The organism is Actinomadura kijaniata, from assembly GCF_014138665.1.
GTDB lineage: Bacteria > Actinomycetota > Actinomycetes > Streptosporangiales > Streptosporangiaceae > Spirillospora > Spirillospora kijaniata.
In genome coordinates this window covers 100,185-125,975 of record NZ_JACJIA010000020.1, presented here as the reverse complement: position 1 = coordinate 125,975, position 25,791 = coordinate 100,185, and the positions used below count along the sequence as shown (strand labels likewise).

General features: G+C 71.8%; 23 protein-coding genes, 1 tRNA gene and 1 pseudogene. 5 read left to right on the top strand and 20 right to left on the bottom strand.

Going from position 1 to position 25,791, the window contains the following annotated elements:
• From HNR61_RS47115 to HNR61_RS43560, 10 genes and pseudogenes are all read right to left on the bottom strand, one after another.
• Window positions 1–116, bottom strand: a pseudogene (locus HNR61_RS47115) (sulfate adenylyltransferase subunit CysD); the annotation flags it as partial.
• A gap of 112 nt (window positions 117–228) precedes the next feature.
• A complete protein-coding gene (locus HNR61_RS43600) occupies window positions 229–1,131 on the bottom strand; it encodes a 3'(2'),5'-bisphosphate nucleotidase CysQ (protein WP_182849009.1) in 903 nt (300 codons plus the stop codon).
• Window positions 1,132–1,239: 108 nt separating this feature from the next.
• Complete coding sequence (locus HNR61_RS43595; RefSeq protein WP_182849008.1) at window positions 1,240–2,712, bottom strand: sugar transferase; 1,473 nt, start codon at window positions 2,710–2,712, stop codon at window positions 1,240–1,242.
• A 215-nt stretch (window positions 2,713–2,927) separates the two neighbouring features.
• Window positions 2,928–3,503: an aminoacyl-tRNA hydrolase gene (pth, locus tag HNR61_RS43590; RefSeq protein ID WP_376770308.1), complete on the bottom strand. Its 576-nt coding sequence runs from the start codon at window positions 3,501–3,503 to the stop codon at window positions 2,928–2,930.
• Window positions 3,504–3,584: 81 nt separating this feature from the next.
• Entirely contained in the window at window positions 3,585–4,193 is a 609-nt protein-coding gene (locus HNR61_RS43585; RefSeq protein WP_182849007.1) for a 50S ribosomal protein L25/general stress protein Ctc, read from the bottom strand.
• Between the two features lie 324 nt (window positions 4,194–4,517).
• Window positions 4,518–5,498, bottom strand: a complete 981-nt coding sequence (locus HNR61_RS43580; RefSeq protein WP_182849006.1) for a ribose-phosphate diphosphokinase — start codon at window positions 5,496–5,498, stop codon at window positions 4,518–4,520.
• 95 nt (window positions 5,499–5,593) lie between these two features.
• On the bottom strand, window positions 5,594–7,042 hold the full coding sequence (gene glmU / locus HNR61_RS43575) for a bifunctional UDP-N-acetylglucosamine diphosphorylase/glucosamine-1-phosphate N-acetyltransferase GlmU (protein WP_182849005.1): 1,449 nt from the start codon (window positions 7,040–7,042) through the stop codon (window positions 5,594–5,596).
• Window positions 7,043–7,254: 212 nt separating this feature from the next.
• Window positions 7,255–7,327 (bottom strand) — tRNA-Gln (locus tag HNR61_RS43570).
• 110 nt (window positions 7,328–7,437) lie between these two features.
• Window positions 7,438–9,012, bottom strand: a complete 1,575-nt coding sequence (locus HNR61_RS43565; RefSeq protein WP_182849004.1) for a hypothetical protein — start codon at window positions 9,010–9,012, stop codon at window positions 7,438–7,440.
• 61 nt (window positions 9,013–9,073) lie between these two features.
• Complete coding sequence (locus HNR61_RS43560; protein WP_182849003.1) at window positions 9,074–9,967, bottom strand: ADP-ribosylglycohydrolase family protein; 894 nt, start codon at window positions 9,965–9,967, stop codon at window positions 9,074–9,076.
• A 169-nt stretch (window positions 9,968–10,136) separates the two neighbouring features.
• On the opposite strand from HNR61_RS43560, the gene HNR61_RS43555 reads away from it, so the two are divergent.
• Together HNR61_RS43555 and HNR61_RS43550 are read left to right on the top strand one after the other, a co-directional pair.
• Entirely contained in the window at window positions 10,137–11,096 is a 960-nt protein-coding gene (locus HNR61_RS43555) for an acyl-CoA desaturase (RefSeq protein WP_182849002.1), read from the top strand.
• A gap of 17 nt (window positions 11,097–11,113) precedes the next feature.
• Window positions 11,114–11,986, top strand: coding sequence for a TetR/AcrR family transcriptional regulator (locus HNR61_RS43550; RefSeq protein ID WP_312898378.1), 873 nt, complete (start codon window positions 11,114–11,116; stop codon window positions 11,984–11,986).
• 163 nt (window positions 11,987–12,149) lie between these two features.
• On the opposite strand, the gene HNR61_RS43545 is transcribed toward HNR61_RS43550, so the two are convergent.
• Window positions 12,150–12,950 carry a trans-aconitate 2-methyltransferase gene (locus tag HNR61_RS43545; RefSeq protein WP_182849001.1) on the bottom strand — a complete coding sequence of 267 codons (801 nt, stop codon included), beginning with the start codon at window positions 12,948–12,950 and terminating at the stop codon, window positions 12,150–12,152.
• A 75-nt stretch (window positions 12,951–13,025) separates the two neighbouring features.
• Between HNR61_RS43545 and HNR61_RS43540 the strand changes: the two genes are divergently transcribed.
• Window positions 13,026–13,529 (top strand): MarR family winged helix-turn-helix transcriptional regulator, encoded by a 504-nt coding sequence (locus HNR61_RS43540; protein WP_182849000.1) that lies wholly within the window; start codon window positions 13,026–13,028, stop codon window positions 13,527–13,529.
• Window positions 13,530–13,568: 39 nt separating this feature from the next.
• Here HNR61_RS43540 and HNR61_RS43535 read toward each other — a convergent pair whose 3' ends face one another.
• On the bottom strand, window positions 13,569–14,345 hold the full coding sequence (locus HNR61_RS43535; RefSeq protein ID WP_182848999.1) for an alpha/beta fold hydrolase: 777 nt from the start codon (window positions 14,343–14,345) through the stop codon (window positions 13,569–13,571).
• A 57-nt stretch (window positions 14,346–14,402) separates the two neighbouring features.
• Here HNR61_RS43535 and HNR61_RS43530 point away from each other — a divergent pair, with 57 nt between their 5' ends.
• The gene (locus tag HNR61_RS43530) at window positions 14,403–14,876 is read left to right on the top strand and encodes a MarR family winged helix-turn-helix transcriptional regulator (RefSeq protein WP_182848998.1); all 474 of its coding nucleotides are present in this window, start codon (window positions 14,403–14,405) and stop codon (window positions 14,874–14,876) included.
• A gap of 381 nt (window positions 14,877–15,257) precedes the next feature.
• Here HNR61_RS43530 and HNR61_RS43525 read toward each other — a convergent pair whose 3' ends face one another.
• The 8 genes from HNR61_RS43525 to metG form a co-directional block, all read right to left on the bottom strand.
• On the bottom strand, window positions 15,258–17,030 hold the full coding sequence (locus HNR61_RS43525; protein ID WP_182848997.1) for an ABC-F family ATP-binding cassette domain-containing protein: 1,773 nt from the start codon (window positions 17,028–17,030) through the stop codon (window positions 15,258–15,260).
• A gap of 60 nt (window positions 17,031–17,090) precedes the next feature.
• A complete protein-coding gene (locus HNR61_RS49700) occupies window positions 17,091–17,219 on the bottom strand; it encodes a hypothetical protein (protein WP_281400735.1) in 129 nt (42 codons plus the stop codon).
• Between the two features lie 65 nt (window positions 17,220–17,284).
• Window positions 17,285–18,214 (bottom strand): 4-(cytidine 5'-diphospho)-2-C-methyl-D-erythritol kinase, encoded by a 930-nt coding sequence (locus tag HNR61_RS43520; protein ID WP_312898377.1) that lies wholly within the window; start codon window positions 18,212–18,214, stop codon window positions 17,285–17,287.
• Window positions 18,215–18,266: 52 nt separating this feature from the next.
• Window positions 18,267–19,352: a glycoside hydrolase family 26 protein gene (locus HNR61_RS43515; protein ID WP_246444972.1), complete on the bottom strand. Its 1,086-nt coding sequence runs from the start codon at window positions 19,350–19,352 to the stop codon at window positions 18,267–18,269.
• An 11-nt stretch (window positions 19,353–19,363) separates the two neighbouring features.
• On the bottom strand, window positions 19,364–20,236 hold the full coding sequence (gene rsmA, locus HNR61_RS43510; RefSeq protein WP_182848996.1) for a 16S rRNA (adenine(1518)-N(6)/adenine(1519)-N(6))-dimethyltransferase RsmA: 873 nt from the start codon (window positions 20,234–20,236) through the stop codon (window positions 19,364–19,366).
• A 202-nt stretch (window positions 20,237–20,438) separates the two neighbouring features.
• Window positions 20,439–21,233, bottom strand: a complete 795-nt coding sequence (locus HNR61_RS43505; protein WP_312898376.1) for a resuscitation-promoting factor — start codon at window positions 21,231–21,233, stop codon at window positions 20,439–20,441.
• Between the two features lie 122 nt (window positions 21,234–21,355).
• Window positions 21,356–22,177, bottom strand: a complete 822-nt coding sequence (locus HNR61_RS43500) for a TatD family hydrolase (protein WP_182848995.1) — start codon at window positions 22,175–22,177, stop codon at window positions 21,356–21,358.
• 94 nt (window positions 22,178–22,271) lie between these two features.
• Entirely contained in the window at window positions 22,272–24,068 is a 1,797-nt protein-coding gene (metG, locus tag HNR61_RS43495) for a methionine--tRNA ligase (RefSeq protein WP_182848994.1), read from the bottom strand.
• Window positions 24,069–24,175: 107 nt separating this feature from the next.
• Between metG and HNR61_RS43490 the strand changes: the two genes are divergently transcribed.
• Window positions 24,176–25,747 (top strand): glycosyltransferase family 39 protein, encoded by a 1,572-nt coding sequence (locus tag HNR61_RS43490; RefSeq protein ID WP_182848993.1) that lies wholly within the window; start codon window positions 24,176–24,178, stop codon window positions 25,745–25,747.
• The last annotated feature ends 44 nt before the right edge of the window (window positions 25,748–25,791 follow it).

Sequence of the window (25,791 nt, the reverse complement as noted above, 5' to 3'; positions counted from 1 at the left end):
CCGCCGGAGAACAGCAGGACCGGGCGTTCGAACTCGGCCGCCACCTCACGGATGATGTGGACCGACTCGGCTTCCAGCACGTCCAACTGGGAAAGTAGATAGTCGCAGCGCTGCATGGTCTGGGCTCTCTCCACGCTGTAGGGCGGTCACCGGCCGGAGCGGGCTCTCGTCGTCGGGCACGGACCCGTTCCCCGCCGGTCTGGGGCGTCGGTCTGGCGGCGGCTGCCGCTAGGGACAGCTCGGCAGAGCGTCGCTCACGTCCCGGATGCCGGTCAGCAGCGTCGATGCCGACATGGGGTGGCACACCAGGATATCCGGGAGTCGGGGGTCCTCCCGGTTGTACTCCAGCGGCGTCCCGTCGATGCGCGAGGCGTGCGCGCCCGCGGCCAGCGCGACGGCCGCCGGGGCCGCCGAGTCCCACTCGTACTGGCCGCCCGCGTGGACGTAGGCGTCCACCTCGCCGAGCAGCACCGCCGAGATCTTCGCCCCGGCCGAGCCGATGGGCACCAGTTCCACGTCCGTGTCCAGGGTCTCGGCCAGCCGCTGGACGAACGCGGGGGGCCGGGTGCGGCTGACGGCGATGCGCAGCTTCCCGGGGTCGGGCGCGGGGGCGGTGAGGACCGACTCGCGGGAGCCGTTCACCGTGACCGCGCCGCCGAGGGCGTCGGTGCGCAGCGTCAGGCCCTGCGCGGGCAGCGCGACGGCGCCGGCGGTCAGGCGGCCCCTCTCCCACAGCGCGACGTGGACGGCCCAGTCGCGGCGGCCCTCCTCGGAGAACTCGCGGGTGCCGTCGAGCGGGTCGATGATCCACACGCGGTCGGCGGTGCGGCGGTCGGCGTCGGCGGTGTTGCCGGTCGGCGCGCCGGCCAGGCCCGCGGCGCGCTTGCCCGCCACCGAGGCGCGGCCCTCCTCCGACAGGATCGCGTCGCCGGGGCGGCGCTCGGCCAGCGCGGCCATCAGGTGCTCGTGCGACCGCAGGTCACCGGCGTTCTTGAGGGCGCGGCCGTCGGCGAACCCGACCTCGTCGCGCACTTCCAGGAGAAGGCGCCCCGCCTCGGTGGCGAGCGCGCCCGCCAGCGCGTGGTCGTCCACCGGCGCGCGGCCGTCCGCGCGTGCCGTACCGTCCGTCATCCCGCCGCCCACATTCCCGACTCAGCTGATCTGTTGGGTATACGTTCTCATGGCCCGGACCTCGCGCGACCGGGCGGGGTGCCCGATGCGGTGAACCCGCGGCGAACCCTAGTAGGCGCCCGAGCCCCGGAACACCGCCGACCAGGTCTTCCACATGATCTGCAGGTCCAGCGCCAGCGACCAGTTGTCAACGTAACGCAGGTCGAGCCGGACCGATTCCTCCCAGGTCAGGTCGGAACGCCCGCTGACCTGCCACAGTCCGGTCAACCCCGGCTTGACCACCAGCCGCCGGTACACGTCTCCACCGTACTGCGCGACCTCCTCCGGGAGCGGCGGACGCGGCCCGACGAGCGACATGTCGCCGCGCAGCACGTTGATCAGCTGGGGCAGCTCGTCCAGCGAGTAGCGGCGCAGCCAGCGGCCGACCCGGGTGACCCGCGGATCGTGGCGGATCTTGAACAGCACGCCGTCGTTCTCGTTGAGCTCCATCAGTTCGATCTTGCGGTGCTCGGCGTCCACCACCATCGTGCGGAACTTGTACACGGTGAACTCGTGGCCGTCGCGGCCCACCCGGACCTGCCGGAACAGCACCGGTCCGCCGCCCATCCGGATCAGCGCGGCGATCACCAGCAGCAGCGGGCTGAGCATCAGCAGCCCGACCGTCGAGCCGGCCCGGTCCACCAGGCCCTTGAGCAGCTTGCGGGGCCCGTCCAGCTCGGGGTGCTCCACGTGCAGCAGCGGCAGCCCCGACACCGGGCGGATCGAGATGCGGGGCCCGGCCACGTCCATCAGCGCGGGCGCCACGACCAGCTCGACATCGTCGTGCTCGATCTGCCAGGCCAGGCGGCGCAGCGCCATCCCGTCCATCTCCGGACAGGCCAGCACCGCCACCGAGTCGGCCCGCGCCCGGCCGATCGCGGCGGCGGCCTGCCCGAAGTCGCCCAGCACCGGAACGCCCTCGACCTCGTCGACCTTGTCCTCGCCGCTGGTCAGCGCGGGCGGCAGGCACACGCCGACGATGTTCATGCCGTGGTAGCGCTTGCTGCGCAGCAGCCGGATCAGGTCGGCGACCGAGGCGCGGTGCCCGACCGCGACCACCCGGCGCATGCACTCGCCGCTCCAGCGCCGCCGGTGCAGCCGCTTGCGCAGCCGGTACCGCGTCACCACCGCCAGCAACGTGCCGAGCGGCAGCGCCATCACCACGTACCCGCGCGCCACATCGGTCTTGGTGGCGTAGGCGACGATCGCGACGGTGGCGGTGAGGGTGAACCCGGCGTTCAGGACGCGCCGGAACTCCTCGTACCCCACCCCGATGTGCCGGGGCTGGTAGGCGCGGCACACCAGGAGGAACAGCAGCCACAGGGGCGGCAGCGCCAGCGTGAAGGCGACGTAGGGGAAGGTGGGGTCACCGGGGATCCCGGGAAAACGCAACACGAACGCGATGAGCCCGGCGACCGCCATGCTGGCGCAGTCCAGCAGCATCGCGTCGCGGCGGTAGGCCGCGACCCAGCTTCGGCTTCCGGGGCGTGCCCGATCGCCCTCCGACGCCTCGGCCGGCCGGACACCGTCAACGACCGTCATCCTCGCCGCCACCCCCTACACGAGAACCCCGCAACAAAACGTTTCAATTCACCACGAGGACGGCCGAGGGTCACCTGGGGTTCACACGGCCCTTGAATCCCGTTTGTGACGCATCTTACGGATTCATGGCCACAGTAGTGACGAGTAGCGTCACATGCGGCGGAAAGGGCGCACCGGGGCCACCGGCAGGTGGCCGGAACCGGCAACACCCAAGATCAGGAGGCATGGAAGGTGTTCTGCGCGGCGGCCAGCCCGTCGGTGATGACGGCCTCCACGGCGTCGGCGGAGCGCTCGACGTTCAGCTCCAGCTCCCGGCGTTCCGTCGGCGAGAAGTCCTTCAGCACGAACGCCGCCGCGTCCATCCGCCCCGGCGGACGCCCCACGCCGAACCGGACGCGCAGATACTCCTTGTCCCCCAGGGACTTGGTGACCGAACGCAGCCCGTTGTGGCCGTTGTCGCCGCCGCCCTGCTTGAGGCGCACCGCCCCGTAGGGGATGTCGAGCTCGTCATGGACGACGATCGTCCGCTCGACGGGCACCTTGTAGAAGTCGCGCAGCGCCTTCACCGGGCCGCCCGACTCGTTCATGTAGCCGCGCGGCTTGGCCAGCACCACCCGCGCCCCGGCCAGCCGCCCCTCCACGACGTCCGCGCGCGCCCGGTGGCCCTTGAACCTCCCGCCGGCCCGCGCCGCCAGGTTGTCCAGCACCATGAACCCGGCGTTGTGCCGGTTGCCCGCGTACGCCGGTCCGGGGTTGCCGAGACCGACCACCAGCCACAGATCACCGCTCACCAGGAAACCCTCCCACACACCGACGGCCCCCACCGGTGCGGACACCGGCGGGGGCCGTGGAACGTCGGTACGGCCCGCTCGTTACTCGGCGGACTCGCCCTCGGCGGCCGGCTCCTCGGCGGTCTCGCCCTCACCGGTCTCACCGGCCGACGCGGTGGCGTCGGTGATCTGCACGATCATCGTGTCGGCGTCGGTGATCAGGGTCACGCCGGAGGGCAGCTTCACGTCGGCGGCGGTGATCTGCGCACCGACCTCCAGGCCGGTCACGTCGACCTCGACGGACTCGGGGATGTGGGTGGCCTCGGCCTCGACGGAGATCTGCACGGTCTCCTGCTGCACGACACCGCCCGAGACGACGTCGCCGACGGCGTTCACCGCGATGTCGACGTTGACCTTCTCGCCGCGCTTCACCAGCAGCAGGTCGACGTGCTCCAGGAAGCCCTTGATCGGGTCGCGCTGGACGTCCTTGGGCAGGGCCAGCTCGGTGCCCGAACCCAGACCCTCGATGGTCAGCAGCACGTTCGGGGTCTTCAGCGCGAGCATCAGCTCGTGGCCCGGAAGGGAGATGTGCTGCGGGTCGGTGCCGTGCCCGTAGAGGACGGCGGGCACCTTGCCGGCCCGGCGGGTGCGCCGCGCGGCACCCTTACCGAACTCGGTGCGCGGCTCGGCGGCAATGCGTACCTCGGACACGGCGAAAACTCCTCGTTTGTTGCGATCCACGGCCGTCCGGCGTTGGACGTCCGTTACGGACAGAGCGAATCAGGCGTTGCTCGATGCGTCAGGCGCCTCGAAGATTCTTTGCGTTCCCCGGGGAGTGCGAGACCCGTAATGGGACCGCCCTCAACGACCCAAGGCATACGCGGGTCCAAGAAGTCTAGCCGATCGCGAGAACCCGCAACGCCACTCGGACCGCTCTCCCCCACAGCATAGGCGCCCCCGCGAGAACCCGGACACGCGGCGGGCCCCGGACCGCCGCAAGGTGGTCCGGGGCCCGCCGCACCGACGCGGATCAGGTCAGCTGTGACCGCCGAACAGGCTCGTCACCGAACCGTCCGAGAAGACCTCGTTGATCGCGCGGGCGACCAGCGGGGCGATCGACAGGACCGTCAGCTTGTCGAACTGCTTCTCCTCCGGGATCGGGAGCGTGTTGGTCAGCACGACCTCGGAGATGCGGGAGTTCTTCAACCGGTCCACCGCCGGACCGGACAGCACCCCGTGGGTGGCGGCGACGACGACCTTGGACGCGCCGTTGTCGAACAGCGCGTCGGCCGCCTTCACGATCGTGCCACCGGTGTCGATCATGTCGTCGACGATCACACAGGTACGGCCCTTGACCTCACCGACGACGTCGAAGACCTTGACCTCGTTGGCGACGTCGGGATCGCGCTTCTTGTGGATGATCGCCATCGGCACGCCGCCCAGCCGGTCCGACCACCGCTCGGTGACCCGCACCCGGCCCGCGTCCGGCGCGACGACCGTGACCTGCGACAGGTCCAGCCGGGACTCGAAGTGGTCCGCCAGCAGGTCCAGCGCGAACAGGTGGTCCACCGGCCCGTCGAAGAACCCCTGGATCTGCGCGGTGTGCAGGTCGACCGTGATGAGACGGTCCGCGCCCGCGGTCTTGAACAGATCCGCCATCAGACGGGCCGAGATCGGCTCGCGGCCGCGGTGCTTCTTGTCCTGGCGGGCGTAGCCGAAGAACGGGGCCACGACCGTGATCCGCTTGGCGGAGGCGCGCTTGAGCGCGTCCACCATGATCAACTGCTCCATGATCCACTGATTGATGGGAGCGGTGTGACTCTGGATCACGAAGGCGTCGGAGCCGCGCACCGACTCCAGGAAGCGGACGAACGTCTCACCGTTCGCGAAGTCGTACGCCGAGGTCGGCGTGAGCTCGACGTGGAGGTTGTCGGCAACTTCCTTGGCCAGGTCCGGGTGGGCTCGGCCACTGAAGAGCATCAGCTTCTTCTGGCCGCTCGCCTTGATCCCACTCACCTCTGACAACTCCCCCTCAATGGAACCTTCTCTGCCGTGGGGCGATGTCCCCCCACTTCCCGAACCCGGACCTGTCACACCCGGGACACGGGCCGCTACCTGTCGTCGCCCGGAGCCTCGCGCTCACGTGCCCGGCGGGCGGCCTCGGCGGTCGCCGTCCCCGGCAGCCGACGCTCCACCCACCCCTCAATATTGCGCTGCTGACCTCGGGCGACGGCCATCGCCCCCGGCGGAACGTCCCGAACGATCACCGAACCGGCCGCCGTGTACGCACCATCGCCGATCTCCACCGGCGCCACCAGCATGTTGTCGCTGCCGATCTTCACGTGGTCACCGACCACCGTGCGGTGCTTGTTCACACCGTCATAGTTCACGAACACCGTGCCGGCCCCGACATTGCAGCCCACACCGATCTCCGCGTCACCCACATAGGTCAGATGAGGCACCTTGGAACCCTCACCCACCTGCGCGTTCTTGGTCTCCACATACGTGCCGACCTTCGCCTTCCGCGCCAGAACCGTACCCGGCCGCAGATACGCGAACGGCCCCACCGACGCCTCGGGCCCCACCTCCGCCCCGACACACACGGCATTGACGACCGTCGCGTCCACACCGACCCTCGTGTCCGTGAGCGTGCAGTTCGGCCCCACCCGAGCACCCTCACCGAGATGCGTGGCACCGTGCAACTGCGTGTTCGGATACACCACCGCATCAGGCTCAGCGGTCACCTGAACATCGATCCAGGTACTCGCCGGATCCACGACCGTCACCCCGGCCCGCATCAGGCCCTCCAGCACACGATCGTTGAGCTGACGCCGCGCCTGCGCCAACTGGACACGATCGTTCACACCCTGCGTCTCCACCCAGTCGGGAGCCACGAACGCCCCCGCCCGATGCCCATCACCACGCAGGATCGCCACCACATCGGTGAGATACTCCTCACCACCCGCGTTGTCGGTCCCCACACGCTTCAGAGCCTCACCCAGCAACGCCCCGTCGAACGCGTACATCCCCACGTTGATCTCACGCACGGCCCGCTGCTCGACGGTCGCGTCCTTGTGCTCCACGATCGCCGTCACCGCACCATCCGACCCACGCAGAACGCGCCCGTAACCGGTCGCGTCCGGGATCTCCGTGGTGAGGATCGTCACCGCGTTGCCCTCGGCCTCATGGACCCGGACCATCTCGGCCAGGGTCTCACCACGCAGCAACGGATGATCGCCGTTCGTGACGACCACCGTCCCACTCAACGGCCCCACCCGCTCCAACGCCGTACGCACCGCATGCCCGGTACCACCCTGGCGCTCCTGCACCACCGGCTCCGCCCCGGGCACGCGCGCGGCGAGATGTTCGATGACCTGCTCCCGCCGATGACCCACGACCACCACCAGGCGCTGCGGATCCAACTCGCCCGCGGCGGCCAGCACATGGCCGAGCATCGAGCGCCCGCACAACTCGTGCAGCACCTTGGGGGTACGGGACTTCATCCGGGTGCCCTCGCCGGCGGCGAGGACGATGACGGCAGCCGGGCGGCTAGCACTCACGAAGAGGCTCCTCGGCATCGCGAACGGAAAAAATCGATCCGGGTGTCCTGAGGGCACGCCAAGGCCCACCTCACCCGACACCCCGAAGGATACCGCCCGCCGAAACCCTGTCACCCCGGCACCCGCCCGCAAGCGCGCATGTGGGAGGGGGTGTCCCTTCGCGGGGCGACGCTCCCGCCCCGCGAAGGCGAGGTATTGTAGGCAAGAATCTGCTCCGCCGCTAGGATTCGAACCTAGAATCTTCGGGACCAAAACCCGCTGCGTTTCCGATTACGCCACGGCGGAATGGCCGAAACTCCCTACCGGGCTTCCGGCACGCTCCCACGATACCGGTCCGCCGAGGCCGCCACGCAATCCGAATTACCGGGTCCGGACGCCTCGCGCCGAGGCCCTCATCACCTCCTCCACCGTTCCTGCGCCGCCTCGCCCAACGCCGGTCCGAGCGCCCAGCCCTCAATGCGCCGATAGAGGTCGGCGCCCTGGGCGACGTAGATCTCCAGACAGCCGCGATAGCCGGGCTGACTCTCGGGATAGGTCGTCCGGGGCGCATGCCGCTTGATCGTGTCCTTGCCGAACGCCAGGTCCGCGTCCCAGCCGATCGACCCGGACCAGAAGCGGCGCGCGGCGGCGGGATCGCCGGACTCGTGGATGTGCACGCGGAAGCCGAGCCGGGACCGTTCGACTCCGGCGGCCTCGACGAAACGCAGGAAGAACCGGACCAGTCCGGGGTCGCCGTTGATGAACTGCACTCGTTCCTTGCGCCGATAGGGCTTGTCCTTTCCGCCCTCGCACCAGTAGGCCAGGGCCCCCAGGAAACGCAGCTCGCGCCCGTCGAGTCCGCCGACCGAGGCCATGGCCTCCTCGCCCACGAGCCGCCGTTCGATCTCTTCGAGGACGCGCTTTCGGTCCCAGTGCCGCTGGATCCCCGCGATCCTTCGTTCTCCGTCGGCTCCCGTGCCGTCCGCAGCCGTTCCGGTGGCTCCGATCCAGCGGGCGACCGTGGGCCGCGGCACACGCAGATGCTCGGAGATCCGTCGGCATCCCCAGCCACGCGCATGCAGTCCGCGGGCCGTGTCTTCGTTGATCTGCTCCGCCGTGGCCCGCCGCCTCCAGTCCGGGGACGGCGGCTCGTCTCCGATGAGCGCGTCCACCAGCAGTGGATCGTCGATCCCGAGCCGTTCCCCCACGACCGCCCGGCAGCCACCGCCACGTCGCAGCTCCACGGCTCGGCGCCGCAGTTCGGTCATCGGGATATCGGGCGGCAGCCCGCCGAGGGGCGGGTGGCGCGTGCCCAGCATCGCGTGGACCAGCCCTTCGATCCGCCAGCGGAGCGTCCGTGCGTCGCACACGTACACCGACAGGCAGCCGCGGTAGTCGGGGCCGGTGTTGCGGCGGTTGCTGTCCGCCCTGCTCTTCTTGATGGTCGGCTTGCCGAACCGGGAGCGGTCGGCGCCGGTGAGCGTCCGCCAGAACGTCTCGGCCTCGTCGAGGTCGGCGCCCTCGTGGATCTGGAGCTGGAAGCGCAGCCGGTCGCGGGTCACCCCGGCGGTGTCCAGGAAGCGCAGGAACAGGCCGATCATGGCGGGGTCGCTGTTGCAGAAGTCCACGCGGCCGTCCCGTTTGGCGCCCTCGCACCAGTAGAGGATCGCTCCGGCGAGGAGGAGGTCGCGGTCGGTCAGGTCGCCGATGTCGCGGGCGGCCTGGCGTTTGGTCGCGAGGCGCCGGTCGTCGGTTCGGGCGCGGCGGCGCCGGTGGCCGGCGGCGCGGGCGGCCGTCGCGCGGCGGGTCTGCTCCTCTCCGATGGCGGGGCGGGGCATGTCGCGTAACCAGAGGGAGCAGGAGCTTTTGGAGACGCCGAGTTCGGTGGCGATCTCGTTGTAGGTGTGGCCGAGGGCGCGGAGTTCGCGGGCGCGGGCGCGGAGGTCGGGTTTGGCGCGGGGGTGGGTGGGGGTGGGGGTGTCGTCGTTCATGGGGTGGACGGTACGCCAGGGGTCTGACATTCCGTGACCGGCCCGCTTCGCGTGGTGATCGTCAGGTGGGGAGCCAGGTGGGGAGGGGTTCACGGGCCTCGTGCCAGCCGGGTGGGAGGCCTTCGGTGCCGAGGCGGGCCGCCAGGACGCCGCCGGTGATGGCCGCGGTGGTGTCCATGTCGCCGCCCACCAGGACGCAGGCGCGGATCGCCGACTCGTAGTCGTCGAGGTTCGTCGCGGCCGCCCACAGGGCGAACGGGACGGTGTCCTGGGCGGAGATGCGGTTGCCGTTGCCGAGGACGTGGGCCGCTTCGGCGGGGGTGGCCTTCAGGAGGGTGCGGGCTCGCCGGAGGCCTTTGCGGACGTGTTCGGCGGGGGTGTGTTCGAGGGCGGCTTCCAGCAGGCCGCGGGGGGTGAGGTCGGGGTCGGCGGCGGCGTGGGCCGCCGCCGTGGCCGTGGCGACGGCGCCCGCGATGCCCTCGGGGTGGGCGTGGGTGACCTCGGCGGACAGGGCCGCCTCCTTGGCGGCGCGGGCGGGGTCGTCGGAGAAGTAGGCGCCGAGGGGTGCGACGCGCATGGCGGCGCCGTTGCCGAAGGACCCCTTCCCGTCGAACAGTTCGCGGGAGGCGCGGTGCCAGTGGACGCCGCCGCGGACGCGTTCCAGGAGTTCGAGCGCGCCCGCGCCGTACCGGCGGCCGATGTCCATGCGTTCGGCGAACGAGGTGGCCAGCGCGTCCTGGTCGATGCCGTCGTGCTCGGTGAGGACGGTCACGACGGAGCAGGCCATCTCGGTGTCGTCGGACCAGCCCCAAGGAGCGGGAGGAAGTCCGGTTTCAGGCTGAATCTCACGGTTAGACAGCAGGAAGAACTGGTCGCCGAAGGCGTCTCCGACCGACAGGCCCTCCAGGGAGACGCGGGCCAGGGCGGTGCGACGGGCGGGGGTGAGTGCTGCCATGACCTGCTCTTTCTGGGGCCGGGGTGGCCGCGTGCGGCCGTCCTCGGAAGGAGTCTCGCGGCCGGTGGGCCGGATTCCCACTGATTTTACCGAGCGGCACTGTCCAACTTACGCCAGCGTAGGTTACGTTGGCGTAGGTAGCTCGTCCTCGAACAGGAAGTGGTAACGCATGACTACTGCCCCGGCAGTCGAACGACCCGTCCGTCCCCAGGCCCGTCCCGAACTCGACCCCGCGGGGCAGGGCGTTCCCGAACGCGTCCTGGTCGCGGTCTTCACCGGGATCCCGTTCCTCGCGCTGTTCGCCGCGATCCCGCTGGCCTGGACCAGCGGCTGGCTCGGCTGGTCCGACGTGGTGCTGACGGCGGTCTTCTACTTCCTGTCCGCGGGCGGGATCACGGTGGGCTACCACCGGTACTTCACGCACGGGTCGTTCAAGGCCAAGCGGCCGCTGAAGATCTTCATGGCGATCGCGGGCAGCATGGCGATGGAGGGTCCGATCATCACCTGGGTCGCCGACCACCGGCGGCACCACAAGCACTCCGACAAGGAGATGGACCCGCACTCGCCGTGGCGGTTCGGCGACGACTGGAAGGCCCTGGGCAAGGGCCTGCTGTGGGCGCACTACGGCTGGCTGTTCGACGGTAACCGCACCAACAAGGAGCGGTTCGCCAAGGACCTGCTGAACGACAAGGACATCAGCGCCATCCACCGCTGGTTCCCCGGCCTGGTGGCGGTCTCGATGATCCTGCCCGGCGTGCTCGGCGGGCTGATGACGATGTCCTGGCACGGCGCGGTGACCGGGTTCCTGTGGGCCGGTCTGGTCCGCATCACCCTGGTGCACCACGTGACCTGGGCGATCAACTCGATCTGCCACACCTTCGGCAAGGAGGACTTCGAGGTCCGCGACAAGTCCCGCAACGTGTGGTGGCTGGCGATCCCGTCCCTGGGCGAGTCCTGGCACAACCTGCACCACTCCGACCCGACCTGCGCCCGGCACGGCGTGCTGAAGGGGCAGGTCGACATCTCCGCCCGCGTCATCTGGGCGTTCGAGAAGGCCGGCTGGGCGTACGACGTGCGCTGGCCGAACGAGGACCGGCTGGCGTCCAGGCGCGTCAAGCAGGACGCGTGACCGCCACAATTGAGGATGTGACTGAACCAGCCCCCCGGTCCCGCAGGAAGCGGATGACCGGCAAGGAACGACGCGAGCAGCTGCTGACCATCGGACGCACCCTGTTCGCCGAGCGTGGCCTGGACGGCACGTCGGTGGAGGAGATCGCCGCGGCGGCGGGTGTGTCCAAACCGGTGGTCTACGAGCACTTCGGCGGTAAGGAGGGGCTTTACGCGGTGGTGGTGGACCGGGAGTTCGAGAAGCTCCTGGGCCTGGTGACCGAGGCGCTGAACTCGGCCATCCACTACCGCAGCAAGCTGGAGAAGGCGGCGCTGGCGCTGCTGGAGTACATCGAGGAGCACCCCGACGGCTTCCGCATCCTGGTGCGCGACAGTCACGGTGGCACCGGGACCGGCTCCTACGCCAGCCTGCTGAGCGAGATCGCCGGTGAGGTCGAGCACCTCATGGCGCAGGAGCTGGACCGGCACGACTACGACGACAAGTTCGCGCCGATGTACGCCCAGATGCTCGTCGGGATGGTCGCGCTGACCGGCCAGTGGTGGCTGGACGCCCGCAGGCCCAAGCGCGAGGAGGTGGCCGCGCACGTGGTCAACCTCGCGTGGAACGGGCTGTCGGGTCTGGAGCCGCGGCCCTCGCTGGATCCGAAGCAGCGCCGCAAGGAGCGCGAGCGGATGGAGAAGCGGGCCGAGCGGGAGGCGGCCAAGGCCGCCAGGGCCGAGGAGAAGGCGCTGGCGAAGGCCGAGAAGGCGCAGCGCAGGCAGCGCCGCTCCGGTGAGCCGGAGACCGAGGTCGTGGAGGCCGCGCCCGGCGGGGCCGTCGAGGCGGAGGAGATCCCCGAGATCGCGGCGGAGCCCGTCGCGGAGACCGTCACCGAGATCGTTCCGCGGTGACGGTGGAACCGGCGGCCGCCCGGAGTTCGTCCGGGCCGCCGCCGGCCGGGGTCGCCGGCCACGGGTCGCGCCGCCGGGGTGGTCGGATGCCGCCCGCCGCGGGAGGGGGCACACCGCAGGGGAACGATATGAGTGTCCCTCCCGCGACGGGCGGCATCCTGCTCTAGGGGGCGCGCTCCGCGATCACGAAGACGCGCCGGAAGGGGAACACGGTGCCGTGCGGCGCCGCCGGGTAGGCGGCGCGGAGCCGGGCTCCGTACTCGGTGAGGAAGTCGTCGGAGGCGCCGGGGCCGAGGGCGGTCAGCACGGGCCGCAGCGCGGTGCCCTTGACCCACTCCAGTACGGGGTCCTCGCCCTGGAGGACCTGGAGGTAGGTGGTCTCCCAGGCGTCGACCGCGCAGCCGTGGCGGGCGAGCAGGTCGAGGTATCCGGCGGCGTCGCGGACCGGGTCGGTCCGGACGGCGCCGCGCAGGCGGTCCCGCCAGCGGGGCGCGGCGCACAGGTCGCGCAGGATCACGTGGCTGGGGGCGTCGAAGTTGCCGGGGACCTGGAGCGCCAGGCGTCCGCCGTCCGCGAGCGCGTCGGTCCAGCGGGGCAGCAGGTCCTCGTGTCCGGGCACCCAGTGCAGGGCGGCGTTGGAGACGATCAGGTCGACGGGTCCGTCGGGCGTCCACGCGGCGATGTCGCCGACGGCGAACCGCAGGCGTCCGCCCTCGTGGGCGCGGGCCGCCGCGATCATCTCGGGTGAGGAGTCGATGCCGGTGATCTCGGCCTCGGGCCAGCGGCGGGCCAGGGTGGCGGTGAGCTCTCCGGAGCCGCAGCCGAGGTCGGCGATCCGGCGGGGCTCGCCGGGGACGCGGCCCACCAGTTCGAAGAACGGCCGGGAGCGCTCGTCGCCGAAGGCCCCGTACTGCGCGGGGTCCCAGACGGCGGCGGGCGGCTGCGCCTCGGCTTGTCTCGACATCAAGACAGATGATGCCCCGCCCTTATCTTGATGTCAAGAAAGTAATCTCGATATCAAGACAGGTAGGCTTGCGCCATGCAGGATGAGGTCGACCGGCTCGTCGCGGCCTGGCACACCGAACGTCCGGATCTGGACGTGCAGCCGCTGCACGTGCTCAGCCGGGTCTCGCGGCTGGCCCGCCATCTGGACCGCGCCCGCCGCGCGGTCTTCGCCGCCCACGAGCTGGAGTCGTGGGAGTTCGACGTGCTGACCGCCCTGCGCCGCGCGGGCGCGCCCTACCAGCTCAGTCCGGGCCGCCTGCTGCGCGCCACGCTGGTCACCTCCGGCACGATGACCAACCGCATCGACCGGCTGGCCGCCACCGGCCTGGTCGAGCGCCATCCCGACCCGGCCGACAAGCGCGGCGTCCTGGTGCGCCTCACCGACAAGGGCCTGACCCGCGTGGACGCGGCGTTCGCGGACCTGCTGGACCGCGAGCACGAGATCCTCGACGCCCTCTCCCCCGCCGACCGCGAGACGCTGGCGAACCTGCTGCGCACCCTCCTGGTCCCCTTCGACACCGACGTCCCCCTCCCCTGAGCGGCGCCGGGCCCGCCCTCGGGGACGGGCCCGGCGCGGTCACAGGGTGGTCAGGAAGTCCTCCAGGATCCGGTCGTAGGCGTCGGGGCGCTCCATGTTGGGGTAGTGGGAGGTGCCCTCGACCGAGGTCACGCGCCCGTGGGCGACCGTGCGGACGAGGCGTTCGGCCATGCCGTTGTGGTCCGGCGAGTCGATGGCGCCGTTGATCGCCAGCACCGGGACGTCGATCTTGGCGGCACGTTCCCAGGTGTCGGGCACCGGGGTCATCCAGTTCGGCTCGTCGGCGGTGTGCTTGGCCATGGTGCGGCGGGTCATCTCGCGCAGGCGGCCCACCACGGCGGGGTCGAGGTCGTCGAGGGAGCGGTGCGGACCCGAGGCGAAGCGGGTGAACGCCTCGACCGAGGCGTCCAGGTCGCCGGCCGCCATCGCGGCATGCCAGTCGGCCCAGTTCCGGGTGGTCCAGGGGTCGGTGAAGTAGGGCTCGCTGGTCCCGGCGCCGGTGACGACGATCGCGGCGACCAGGTCCGGGTGCTCCAGGGCGGTGTCGACCGCGGTCGCGGCCCCCATGGACACCCCGACGAGGACCGCGGGGCCGGTGTCCAGGTGGCGCAGCAGCGCGGCGAGGTCGTCGGTGTGGCGGAACGGCGCGGTGGCGTTGGCGGAACGGCCGTGGCCGCGGGCGTCGGGCGCGATGACGCGGTGGTGCCGGGCGAAGACCGGGATCTGGTCGTCCCACATGTGGTGGTCGAGGAAGCCGCCGTGCAGCAGCACGAGGGGGCGTCCGGTGCCGGTGTCGAGCCAGAACAGATCATTCATGACAACCAAGTTGTCATCTTTTCGCCAGAATGACAACCGAGGTGTCATGATAGGGGCATGAGCGAAACGGACCCGAACCCGGCCGCCGGGGCCCTGCCCGACCGGCTCTCCGAGGTGTTCGACCTGGTGGGCCCGCTGTACCGCAAGGCCCACCGCAAGGTGGAGCAGGACACCGCCCTCGCGGGCCTGTCGGTGGGCGTGCGCGCCGTGCTCACCCTGCTGCGCGAGCACGGACCCCTGACCGTCCCGCAGATGGGGCGGACCCAGGCGCTGAGCCGCCAGTTCGTGCAGCGCATGGTCAACGACGCGGCCGCGCGGAACCTGGTCGAGTCCGTCCCCAACCCGGCGCACAAACGCTCCTCGCTCATCCGGCTGACCGACGAGGGGCGCGCCGCCGTCACCGCCGTGGTCGAACGCGAACGCGCGATGCTGCGCCCGGTCGGCGACGACCTGACCGAGGCCGAGGTCACCGCCTGCCTCCGGGTGCTCTCACGCCTCCTAGTCCACCTCGACGACGTCGAGGTGGACTAGGAGGCGTTGCCAAGCCCTGGCCTACGGCGCTCACCCGGGAGGGCTCGCACCTCACCAGGCCTTGGCGAGCGGGATATCTCTGCGCGATCTGAGCTGCGGACCCTCGCCTCCTTCGGCCCGCAGGTCAGGTAACGCGCTCGCGTGCGTGGCCGAGGCCTGCTTCGAAGCAGGCCCTAGCTGTGTCCCCAAGCTCCGGCTCGGGCCAGGTAGCGCGCTCGCTGGCATGGATGGGCCTGCTTCGGAGCTGCCCAGGCGGGCGGTTCCGGGGGCCAGGCGGGCGGTTCCGGGGGCCGGGCGGGCGGTTCCGGGGCCGGGCGGGCGCCGGGCGCTGGAAGGCGAAAGGCCCGCCCCTGACGGGACGGGCCTCGCTCGGCGCGGACGCTAGCCGACGTCCTCGGCCAGCATCAGCCACTCCTCCTCCACCTGCGCCGCCTCCTCCTGGAGGGCGCGGAGCCGGGCGTCCAGCTCCTGGAGCCTGGCGTAGTCGGTGGCGTGGGCCGCGAGCTGCTCGTGCAGCTCGGCCTGCTGCTTGGCGAGCTTCTCCAGGCGGCGTTCCAGCTTGTCGAGCTCCTTGCGGGCCTTCCAGTCGTTGCCGCCGGCCTTCGGCTTGGCGGGGGCGGGCGCCGGGGCCGCCTGCGCCGCCGAGGCCGCGCGGTGGGTGGTCGCCTGGCCGCCGGCGCGGCGCTCCAGGTACTCGTCCACGCCGCCCGGCAGCATCTTCACCTTGCCGTCGCCCAGCAGCGCCGCCACCCGGTCGGTGATGCGCTCCAGGAAGTAGCGGTCGTGGCTGACCACCACCAGCGTGCCCGGCCAGCCGTCGAGGATGTCCTCCAGCTCGGTGAGGGTCTCGATGTCCAGGTCGTTGGTGGGCTCGTCCAGCAGCAGGACGTTCGGCTCGCCCATCAGCAGGCGCAGCACCTGGAGACGGCGGCGCTCCCCGCCCGACAGGTCGGCGACCGGGGTCCACTGGCGGTCCCCGGCGAAGCCGAGGCGTTCCAGCAGCTGGCTGGCGGTCCACTCGCGCTTGCCGACGGTGATGCGGCGGCGGATCTCCTCGACCGACTCCAGGACGCGGCGGGTCGGGTCCAGCTCCTCCAGGTCCTGCGACAGGTGCGCGAGCTGGACGGTCCGCCCCCGGACCACCGTGCCGGAGGTGGGCGTGGCCATGCCGTCGAGCAGGCGCAGCAGGGTGGACTTGCCGCTGCCGTTCACGCCGACCAGGCCGATCCGGTCGCCGGGCCCGAGCTGCCAGGTGACGTGCGAGAAGATGTCGCGGTCGCCCAGCCGCAGCGTGACGTCCTCAAGGTCGATCACGGTCTTGCCGAGGCGGGCCGTGGCGAACCGGGTCAGCTCCACCGTGTCGCGCGGCGGCGGCTCGTCGGCGATCAGCGCCTGGGCCGCGTCCACCCGGAACTTGGGCTTGGAGGTGCGGGCCTGCGGGCCGCGCCGCAGCCACGCCAGCTCCTTGCGCAGCAGGTTCTGCCGCTTGGCCTCGGTGGCGGCGGCGATCCGCGCGCGTTCGGCCTTGGCCAGCACGAACGCCGAGTAGCCGCCCTCGTACCGCTCGACCCGCCCGTCCACGACCTCCCAGGTGCGGGTGGTCACCTCGTCCAGGAACCAGCGGTCGTGCGTGACGACCAGCAGCGCGACCTTCCGGTCGCGCAGGTGGGCGGCCAGCCAGGCGATGGCCTCGATGTCGAGGTGGTTGGTGGGCTCGTCCAGGACCAGCAGGTCCGACTCGGGGACCAGCAGCCGGGCGAGCGCGACGCGGCGGCGTTCCCCGCCCGACATCCCGGCGACCGGCGCGTCCAGGTCCAGATCGGCCAGCAGGCCGGTCAGGATGTCGCGGACGCGCGTGTCGCCCGCCCACTCGTGCTCGGGGCGGTCGCCGAGCACGGCCGAACGCACGGTCGTTCCCTCGGCGAACTCGTCGCGCTGGGTCAGGTAGCCCAGGCGCAGTCCGCGGGAGTGGGTGACGCGGCCGTCGTCGGGCTCGACCTCGCGGGCGACGATCGCGACCAGGGTGCTCTTGCCGCCTCCGTTGCGGCCGACGACGCCGATCCGGTCGTCGTCGTCCAGCCCGAGGGAGACCGCGTCGAGCAGCGGCTTGGGCCCGTAGGCCTTGCTGACGTTCTCAAGATTGATCAGGTTCACGGCACCTTCAAGGCTAGTGCCCGCCGGGAGCCGTACGTCCCCGCGACCGCCGCTTCCGGGTCAGTCGCCGCCGCCGAAGCCGCTGCCGCCGCTCCGGTTGCCGCGGAGGGAGGTCGGGCCCAGCGCCATCAGGACGACCAGGCACGCGGCGACGCCGCCGGTGACGGCCTGCGAGATCATGATCGGCATCTCCGGTCCCCTTCCGCTCGGAGACCATTCGACGCGCCGGGCGCCGTGCCGGTTTCCGCCCGGGTTCAGAGGAGCGTCGCGCCGGGGACCGGGCCGTGGGCCGCGAACGCCTGCTCGGCCACGTCCGCGCCGTTCAGCGCCGCCGCCAGGTCGGCCGCGTGGTTCCCGGACTCGGCCAGGAACGCGCAGGTGGGACCGGAGCCCGACACCAGCGCGCCGAGCGCGCCCCGGTCGCGGCCCGCCGCCAGGGTGTCGCGCAGCGACGGGCGCAGCGTCAGCGCGGCGGGCTGGAGGTCGTTGTGCAGGGCCGCGCCCAGGGCCTTGGCGTCGCCGTCGGCCAGGGCCGCCATGAGCTCCTCGGACGCGCGCGGCCACGGCGCCCGCTCGCCCCGCTCCTCGCGGAGGCGGTCGCACTCGGCGTAGACGGCGGGCGTGGACAGGCCGCCGTCGGCCGTCGCGAACACCCAGTGGAACGTCCCGCTCGCCGGGACGGGCGTCAGCCGCTCGCCCCGGCCCACGCCGATCGCGGTGCCGCCCAGCAGCGCGAACGGCACGTCGCTGCCGATGGCCCCGCCCATCTCCATCAGGTCGTCGCGGGACAGGCGGGGCGTGTCCGGGTCGTCCCATAGGCGGGCGCAGGCGACCAGCGCGGCGGCGGCGTCGGCGCTGCCCCCGGCCATGCCGCCCGCGACCGGGATGGCCTTGCGGATCCGCAGCCCGACCAGCGGCTCCACGCCCAGGCGTTCGGCGACCAGGCGGGCGGCGCGGGCGGCGAGGTTGTCGCCGGTGGTCGGCACGGCCTCGATCGCCACCCGCGCGTCCGGCGCGGCCTCGACCGTGACCGACAGGCGGTCGGCGGGGACCGCCGTCACCTCGTCGAAGAGGGAGACGGCGTGGAAGACGTTCACGAGGTCGTGGTATCCGTCGTCGCGGAGCGGTCCCACGCCGAGCTGGAGGTTGACCTTCGCGGGCACACGGACGGTCACTGCGGTCACGCGGTGAAGCGTACGGGAAACCGTGTCCCGACCCCGAATCGGCGGCCCCGGGCTAGCCGCTGGTCACCGGCAGGTTGCGGGGGTTGAAGTAGGGGACGGTCGCCAGCTCCCGCAGCGCCGACACCGCGCGCTTGTCGCCGTTGACGGTGTAGCTGCGGCGCTTGTCGCGGCGGTCCTCGGCCTGCTCGTCGGAGTTGAAGTAGACGACGGCCTTGACCTGCGGGTCCTGGAGGGTCCGGGCGGCCTTGCGGAGCCACTCGGCGCGGCGTTCGCCGTAGGACTGCGGCACCCCGAACTCGGCGATCATGATGGGGCGGGGGCGCTGGCGGGCCCACTCCAGGAACATCTCCAGCGTCTGGGAGATGTCGCGGTACTCGTAGGTGGAGCCCGGCTGGGCGTCGGCGCAGAGCCAGTCGACCTGGTCGTCGCCGGGGTAGAACGACTGGGCCGTGCCGGGGCTGAACCCGCCCGCCGTGGGGCACCACACCCAGGCGACGTTGTCGGCCCGCTCCCCGGCGAAGACCGCGCGGACGTGCTTCCAGGCGGCGATGAAGTCGGCGGGCGAGTGGACCTTGGCCTGCCTGCCGGTGGTGTCCATGCCGCGCTGCCAGCGCAGGAACACCGGTTTGCCGGTGGCCCGGACGGCGCGGGCGCGCTCGCGCAGCAGCGCGTCGTGCTTACCGGAGACGATCTCCTTGGTGTCGGCGCCCGCCCAGGTCAGCAGCAGGTACCGGTCGCCCGCCAGGATCTCCTTGTCGGTCGCGTCGGGGAACTCCGACTTCCAGGAGTGGTAGGTCTGGGCGATGTCGAGCTTGCGGCCGAGCTGGCGTTCGAACCCGAGCACGGAGGCCATCCCCTCGGTCCCGGCCTTCTCGGGCTTCTGGCCGGGGACGCCACCGGCCGGCGGCGACGCCGACGGCCTGGGGTAGGAGGCCCCGCCGTCCTCGACGGTCGGCGCCCAGGCCCCGAAGTAGGCGCCCTTGGCGGGCGGCACGGGCGCGACCCCGGCCTTGACCGTGGTGGTGATCTTCGGTGTGGCGACCGCTCCGCCGCCGCATCCGGCCGCCGTCAGCGCGGCCAGTGCCGCCCCGGCCGTCCGTAGGGACAGCGCCGCCGTCCGGGATCCCCCGTGCACCATGGTCCTCCGCCTCACTCGGATTCAGTCGCGCCCCCAGGACGATACTGGGCGATCCTGGCGAAGGCGGCCACGTCGAGCGCTTCGCCCCGCATCTTCGGGTCCACCCCGGCCGCGCGCAGCGCCTCCTCGGCCGCCGCCGCCGATCCCGCCCAGCCCGCCAGCGCGGCCCGCAGGGTCTTGCGGCGCTGGGCGAACGCCGCGTCCACCACCGCGAACACCTCCTCGCGGGAGGCGGTCGTCTCCGGCGGCACGCCCCTGCGGAACGCGACCAGGCCGGAATCAACGTTCGGGACAGGCCAGAACACCGCGCGGCCGACCGGCCCGGCCCGCCGGGCGTCGCCGTACCAGGCCAGCTTCACCGACGGCACCCCGTAGATCTTGCCGCCGGGGGCCGCGGTCATCCGGTCGGCGACCTCCGCCTGCACCATCACCAGGGCCTTGGTGAGGGACGGGAACGTCGCCAGCAGGTGCAGCACCACCGGCACCGCCACGTTGTAGGGCAGGTTCGCCACCAGCGCCGTCGGCGCGGGCCCCGGCAGCCCGGCCACGCGCATCGCGTCGTCGCGGACGACCGTCAGGCGGTCGGCCAGCTCCGGCGCGCGCGCCGCCACGGTCACCGGCAGCGCCGCCGCCAGCGGCGGGTCGATCTCCACGGCCGTGACCTGCCGGACCTCCGGCAGCAGCGCCAGCGTCAGCGAACCGAGCCCCGGCCCGACCTCCACGACCACGTCATCCGGGCCGACGTCGGCGACCCGCACGATGCGGCGCACCGTGTTGGCGTCGATGACGAAGTTCTGGCCGAGCGTCTTGGTCGGCCGGATGTTCAGCGCCGCGGCGAGCTCGCGGACGTCGGCCGGTCCGAGCAGTGCTTGCGTGTCCCCCACCCGTCCAGTGTGGCAGCTGCCGGGAGCGCCGGAGGCGCCCCGCCTCCCCTGGCGGGGCCCCGCGGCGGCGACGGCCACCTCCGTCCCGCTCCCGCCCCGCGACCGCGCCGCCTGACGCGTCGGGGCGAGCGCGCCGCCCAGGAGACCGGCATCACCGCCGGGGGACGCGGTCCGCGATCATGAGGACGCGCCGGGGCGGGTGTCAGGAGAACAGGAACTTCCCGCAGTGCGGCCACTGGCCCTGCCAGCGGCCGTTCACCTTCTTGTAGAGCATCTGCGCCCGGTAGGTCTGCTCGGCGGGGCTGGCCTCGGAGGGCTTGCCCGACCCGCCGACGCTCTGCCAGGACGGCAGCGAGAACTGGTACAGCCCGTAGTACCCGGCGGGGTTCACGGCCCGGGGGTTGTTGCCCGACTCGCACTTGGCCAGGCCGTTCCAGTTGAGGTTGGCGACCGACCCCACCGACGCGCCCTGCGGCCCGACCGCGACGATCCGCGCGACCGGCCTGCTCTTGATCTTCTGGGAGAGGACGGTCTGCACCTTCTTGCCGCCCCGCCGCACCCACGCGACCTGGAGGATCTTCACGCCGGGACGCCCCTTGCGGACCTCCTTCTCGGTGAAGGGCGGCAGCTTGGCGTCCTTGCGGCGGACCGTCTGCGGCGGCAGCTTCACGACCTTGGTCCTCGGGGCCGACAGCAGCCGCACCACCTTGATCACGTCCGTGAGGGGGGCCGTGCGCGGCGGGGTCACCAGATCGTGCTCGCCGAGCGTGATCCCGGCCTGGGACAGCGCCTCCTGGACCGTCGCGCTCGTGGTGGAGATCCTGCGCTTCCTGCCGTCCAGCACCACGGTGACCTCGCGCGGCGCGGGCGTGGTGGCCCGCGGCGCGTCGGCGAGCGGGGCGGCGGACTTCTTCTGCCCGGTGGCCTCGGACCCGCCGCACGCGGCGGCGAGCAACAGGGGCAGCACGACAAGCGACATCGCGGGGGAACGACGCACCGTAAGCTCCTTCTGGCGGGCAGGGGGGATTGCCCTTCGACCCGCCAGACCCTAGAGTCCCGACCCCTTCCCCCGCCACCCCGACGGCGCAAGTGCGCCGCGCCGGGGCCGGCCGCCGGGGCTCAGATGCCGAAGATCCGGCGGCCCGTCGCGGCGATCGCCTCGCAGAGCTCGGCGACCTCCACGCCCTTCACCTCCGCCATGAACCGCACCGTGTGCGGGATCAGGTAGGAGGCGTTCGGCTTGCCCCGGTGCGGGATCGGCGTCAGGAACGGCGCGTCGGTCTCCACCAGGACCAGCTCCAGCGGGGCGATCTTCAGGGCGTCGCGGAGCGGCTGGGCGTTCTTGAACGTCACGTTGCCCGCGAAGCTCATCACATAGCCCCGCTCCGCGCAGACCCCGGCCATCCCCGCGTCCCCGGAGAAGCAGTGGAACACCACCTTGTCGGGGGCCCCCTCCTCCTCCAGGACGCGCAGGACGTCGTCGTGGGCGTCCCGGTCGTGGATCACCAGGGCCTTGCCCGTCCGCTTGGCGATCTCGATGTGGGCGCGGAACGAGCGGTGCTGGTCCTCCTTGGGGGCCCAGTCCCGGTAGTAGTCCAGGCCCGTCTCGCCGATCGCCACGACCTCCGGCCGCCCGGCCAGCTCGGCGATGCCCTCCAGGGCCGCGTCGGTGACGTCGGTGGTGTCGTTGGGGTGGATCGCCACGCCCGCGTACACGTCGTCGAACTCGGCGGCGGTCTCCGCGCACAGCCGGGAGGACGGCAGGTCCACGCCGATCGTGATGATCCTGGTGATGCCGACCGACCGCGCCGACGCCAGCTGCTCGGCGACCGGAAGCTCCACCAGGTCGAGATGGCAGTGGCTGTCGAACACCTCGACCGGCAGCCGCTCCTCGGGCAGCGGCGGGAACAGCCGCGGCGCGGCCCCCTCGGGTTCGCTCACAGCGCCTCCCGCTCACCTACGGGACGCCTCAAGGCGCCCTCTTCCCTCGTCGCAGGCTCCTCAGTCCAGAGGGCGCCGCGTCCCTCCGACTCGCTCACTTGTCGCCCTCCAGGCGGGCCAGTTCCTCGTCGACGACCGAGGGGTCCAGCTTCTTGAACAGCGGGGTCGGCTTGGCCAGCGGGACGCCCGGCTTGATCGGGGTGGACTCCCAGCGGGCGGCGGTGGCGTAGTCGCCGGTCAGCACCGGGTAGTCCGGGCCGCCCTCCTCCGACACGACCTCCAGGCGCGGCATGCCGCTCCACTCGCCCTCGCCGCCGAGCATCTCGTAGACCTTCTGCGAGGAGTTCGGCAGGAACGGCGTCAGCAGCGACTTGGCGTCGTCCACCACCTGCAGGGCCGTGTACAGGATCGACTGGACGCGCCCGGGGTCGTCCTTGAGCTTCCAGGGGGCCTGGTCCGACAGGTAGCGGTTGGCGTCACGGACCACGTCCAGGGCCTCGGTGATGCCGTTCTTGAAGCGCGAGCGCTCCAGCTCGGCCCCCACCGCCCCGAACGCGTTCCGGCTGCGCTCCAGCAGCGCCCGGTCGGCGTCGGTCAGCTCGCCCGGCTCGGGGATGGCGCCGAAGTTCTTGGCGGCCATGTTGATCGAGCGGTTGACCAGGTTGCCCCAGGCGGCGACCAGCTCGTCGTTGTTGCGGCGGACGAACTCGGCCCAGGTGAAGTCGGTGTCGTTGTTCTCCGGGCCGGCGATCGCGATGTAGTAGCGCAGCGCGTCGACGTCGTAGCGCTCCAGGAAGTCCTTGACGTAGATCACGACCTGGCGCGAGGAGGAGAACTTGCGGCCCTCCATCGTCAGGAACTCCGAGGACACGACCTCGGTCGGCAGGTTCAGCTCGCCGAGCGAGCCCGCCTCGCCGCCCCGGTCGCCCCTGCCGTTGTAGCCCAGCAGCATCGCGGGCCAGATCTCGGCGTGGAAGACGATGTTGTCCTTGCCCATGAAGTAGTAGGCCAGGGCCTTGGGGTCCTGCCACCAGGCGCGCCAGGCCTCCGGGTCGCCCGAGCGCCGCGCCCACTCCACCGACGCCGAGAAGTACCCGATCACCGCGTCGAACCACACGTACAGCTTCTTGGCGGGGTTGTCGCGCCAGCCGTCCAGCGGGATCGGCACGCCCCAGTCCAGGTCGCGGGAGATCGCGCGCGGCTGCATGTCGTCGAGCAGGTTGAGGGCGAACTTCAGCACGTTGGGCCGCCACTGGCCCTGCTTGGACTTCAGCCAGGTCGCCAGCACGTCGGTGAACGCGGGCAGGTCCAGCATGAAGTGCTCGGTCTCGACGAACTTCGGCGTCTCGCCGTTGATCCGCGAGACCGGGTTGATCAGGTCGACCGGGTCGAGCTGGTTGCCGCAGTTGTCACACTGGTCGCCGCGCGCGCCGTCGTAGCCGCAGATCGGGCAGGTGCCCTCGATGTAGCGGTCGGGCAGCGTGCGGCCGGTGGACGGCGAGATCGCGCCCATCGTGGTCTTCGGGAAGACGTAGCCGTTGTCGTACAGGCCCTTGAAGAGCTCCTGCACCACCGCGTAGTGGTTGCGGGTGGTGGTGCGGGTGAACAGGTCGTAGGACATGCCGAGGCCCAGCAGGTCCTCGGCGATCACGCGGTTGTAGCGGTCGGCCAGCTCGCGGGCCGTCACGCCCTCCTTGTCGGCCTGGACCTGGATGGGGGTGCCGTGCTCGTCGGTGCCGCTGACCATCAGGACCTGGTTGCCCGCCATCCGCTGGTACCGGCTGAACATGTCGCTGGGCAGAGCGAAACCGGAGACGTGCCCGATGTGGCGGGGCCCGTTGGCGTACGGCCAGGCGGGCGCGGTCAGGATGTGACGGCTTGACGAGGACATGCAGTCAAGAGTAGAGGGATCGAGGCCACCTCATGCACCCGAAGGCCCCCGTTGTGGATAACCTGCTCAGCGGCGGTCGTTCGGGCGGGGCAGGGAGCGGAGCGGGAATGGTGCACGGCGCGGAGACGGTCCGGAACGGGCCGCGGGTCCTCCGGCGTCCCGACGCCCCCGCGCGCCCCCGCGCGGCGGCCCGGCGCCGCCGCGTGGCGCTGCTGTCGGCCCTGGTCGGGGCGTGCGCGGTGCTCGCGCAGTGGATCACCATGGTGCCGCCGCTGTACTTCGACCCCTACTACGTGTGGCTGGCCGCCCGCGACTGGCCGCACATCCCGCTGGACGCGTGGCCGTTCGTGGAGGTGCCGCACCAGGTCACCCGGATCGGGCTGGTGCTGCCCGCCCGGCTGGCGCAGGAGGTGCTGGGCGACGGGCAGATCGCCTACTTCACCGTCGCGGCGGCCGGCGGATGCCTGTTCTTCGTGGGCTGCTACCTGGTGGTGCGGTCGCTGTTCGGGGACGTGGCCGGCGTGCTGGCGGCGCTGCTGCTGATCGTCCACCCGTTCTTCACGCTGACCAACCCGTTCGAGAAGGAGATCACCTGGTCGGCCGGGGTGATGCTGCCGGACATGCCGGGCGCGGGGCTGTTCGCGTTCGGGATGGCGGCGCTGGTGGTGGCGTCGCGGCGGGAGGGCCGGGCCCAGACCCGCTGGCTGGTGACCGCCGGGCTGCTGCTGGCGTCGGCGTTCCTGGTGCGGGAGTTCCTGGCGTTCCTGTTCCTGGTGATCCCCGCCTACCTGGCGATCCTCGGCGTGCCGTGGCGGCGCAACGTCACCGTCGGCCTGCCCATGCTGGGCGTCCTGGCCGTCAGCCTCGTCCACAACACGATCGTGTGGGGGACGCCGCTGGCCGGGATAGTGTCGGCGGCCGAGCACGGCGGCAAGTCCCGCGACTACGTCACGCGCGGGCTGGCGGCGCGGTCGTTCCTGCGGGCCATGGGCGACTGGCATCCGCTCGGCTGGGTCTTCGTGGGGCTGCTGGCGCTGACCGTGGTGGGCTGGCTGGTGACCCGCGACCGGCGGCTGGCGCTGTGCCTGGTGTGGTTCGCGGCGCTGGCGGTGCCGCTGACGCTGTTCTCCGGGGTGCTGGACCCCAACGACATCTCGCTGCGCGGCTGGCTGCCGCGGTACTGGTTCGCGGTGTTCCCGGCGCTGCTGGCGGGCGGGTTCGGCGCGGTGATCCTGCTGGCGCGCCGGTGGATGCCGGCGGCGACGGCCGTGCTGGCCGCGGCGACCCTGGTCGCGGGCGCCGCGTACACCGTGGCGTCGGTCCGGTCCGTTCCCGGGCTGGCCCGCGACTCCGCCTGGAGCGAGCTGCGCGGCTGGCTGGCGGCCGGGAACGGCGACGACATCCGCGAGATCGTCGCCGACCGGCGGCTCGCGCAGACCCTCACCTTCTACGTCCGCACCCCGTGGGGCGAGCCGGTGTGGAACGGCCGGATCAACGACTTCGCGCACGACACCACCACGACGGTCCCGAAGTCCGACGGCCCGATGCTCTACACCCGCTGGCGCGGCCAGGAGTCGCAGGTCCTGTTCGGCTGGAGCCCCGAGGCGGCGGGATGGCGGCTGCGCTGGGAGTCCTCCGACGGCGTCCTCGGCCTCTGGGACCCGCCCGCCCGCGGCTGAACCGGACCCCGTGAACCAGGCCCCGGTCGGGGCCGGGCCTGTTG

Excerpts from the sequence above, each read along its gene's own strand:
- HNR61_RS43600 (WP_182849009.1), bottom strand. The coding sequence starts at position 1,131 with ATGACGGACGGTACGGCACGCGCGGACGGCCGCGCGCCGGTGGACGAC.
- HNR61_RS43595 (WP_182849008.1), bottom strand. The coding sequence starts at position 2,712 with ATGACGGTCGTTGACGGTGTCCGGCCGGCCGAGGCGTCGGAGGGCGAT.
- HNR61_RS43565 (WP_182849004.1), bottom strand. The coding sequence starts at position 9,012 with ATGAACGACGACACCCCCACCCCCACCCACCCCCGCGCCAAACCCGAC.
- HNR61_RS43560 (WP_182849003.1), bottom strand. The coding sequence starts at position 9,967 with ATGGCAGCACTCACCCCCGCCCGTCGCACCGCCCTGGCCCGCGTCTCC.
- HNR61_RS43555 (WP_182849002.1), top strand. The coding sequence starts at position 10,137 with ATGACTACTGCCCCGGCAGTCGAACGACCCGTCCGTCCCCAGGCCCGT.
- HNR61_RS43545 (WP_182849001.1), bottom strand. The coding sequence starts at position 12,950 with ATGTCGAGACAAGCCGAGGCGCAGCCGCCCGCCGCCGTCTGGGACCCC.
- HNR61_RS43540 (WP_182849000.1), top strand. The coding sequence starts at position 13,026 with ATGCAGGATGAGGTCGACCGGCTCGTCGCGGCCTGGCACACCGAACGT.
- HNR61_RS43535 (WP_182848999.1), bottom strand. The coding sequence starts at position 14,345 with ATGAATGATCTGTTCTGGCTCGACACCGGCACCGGACGCCCCCTCGTG.
- HNR61_RS43530 (WP_182848998.1), top strand. The coding sequence starts at position 14,403 with ATGAGCGAAACGGACCCGAACCCGGCCGCCGGGGCCCTGCCCGACCGG.
- HNR61_RS49700 (WP_281400735.1), bottom strand. The coding sequence starts at position 17,219 with ATGCCGATCATGATCTCGCAGGCCGTCACCGGCGGCGTCGCCGCGTGC.
- HNR61_RS43515 (WP_246444972.1), bottom strand. The coding sequence starts at position 19,352 with ATGGTGCACGGGGGATCCCGGACGGCGGCGCTGTCCCTACGGACGGCC.
- metG (WP_182848994.1), bottom strand. The coding sequence starts at position 24,068 with ATGTCCTCGTCAAGCCGTCACATCCTGACCGCGCCCGCCTGGCCGTAC.
- HNR61_RS43490 (WP_182848993.1), top strand. The coding sequence starts at position 24,176 with ATGGTGCACGGCGCGGAGACGGTCCGGAACGGGCCGCGGGTCCTCCGG.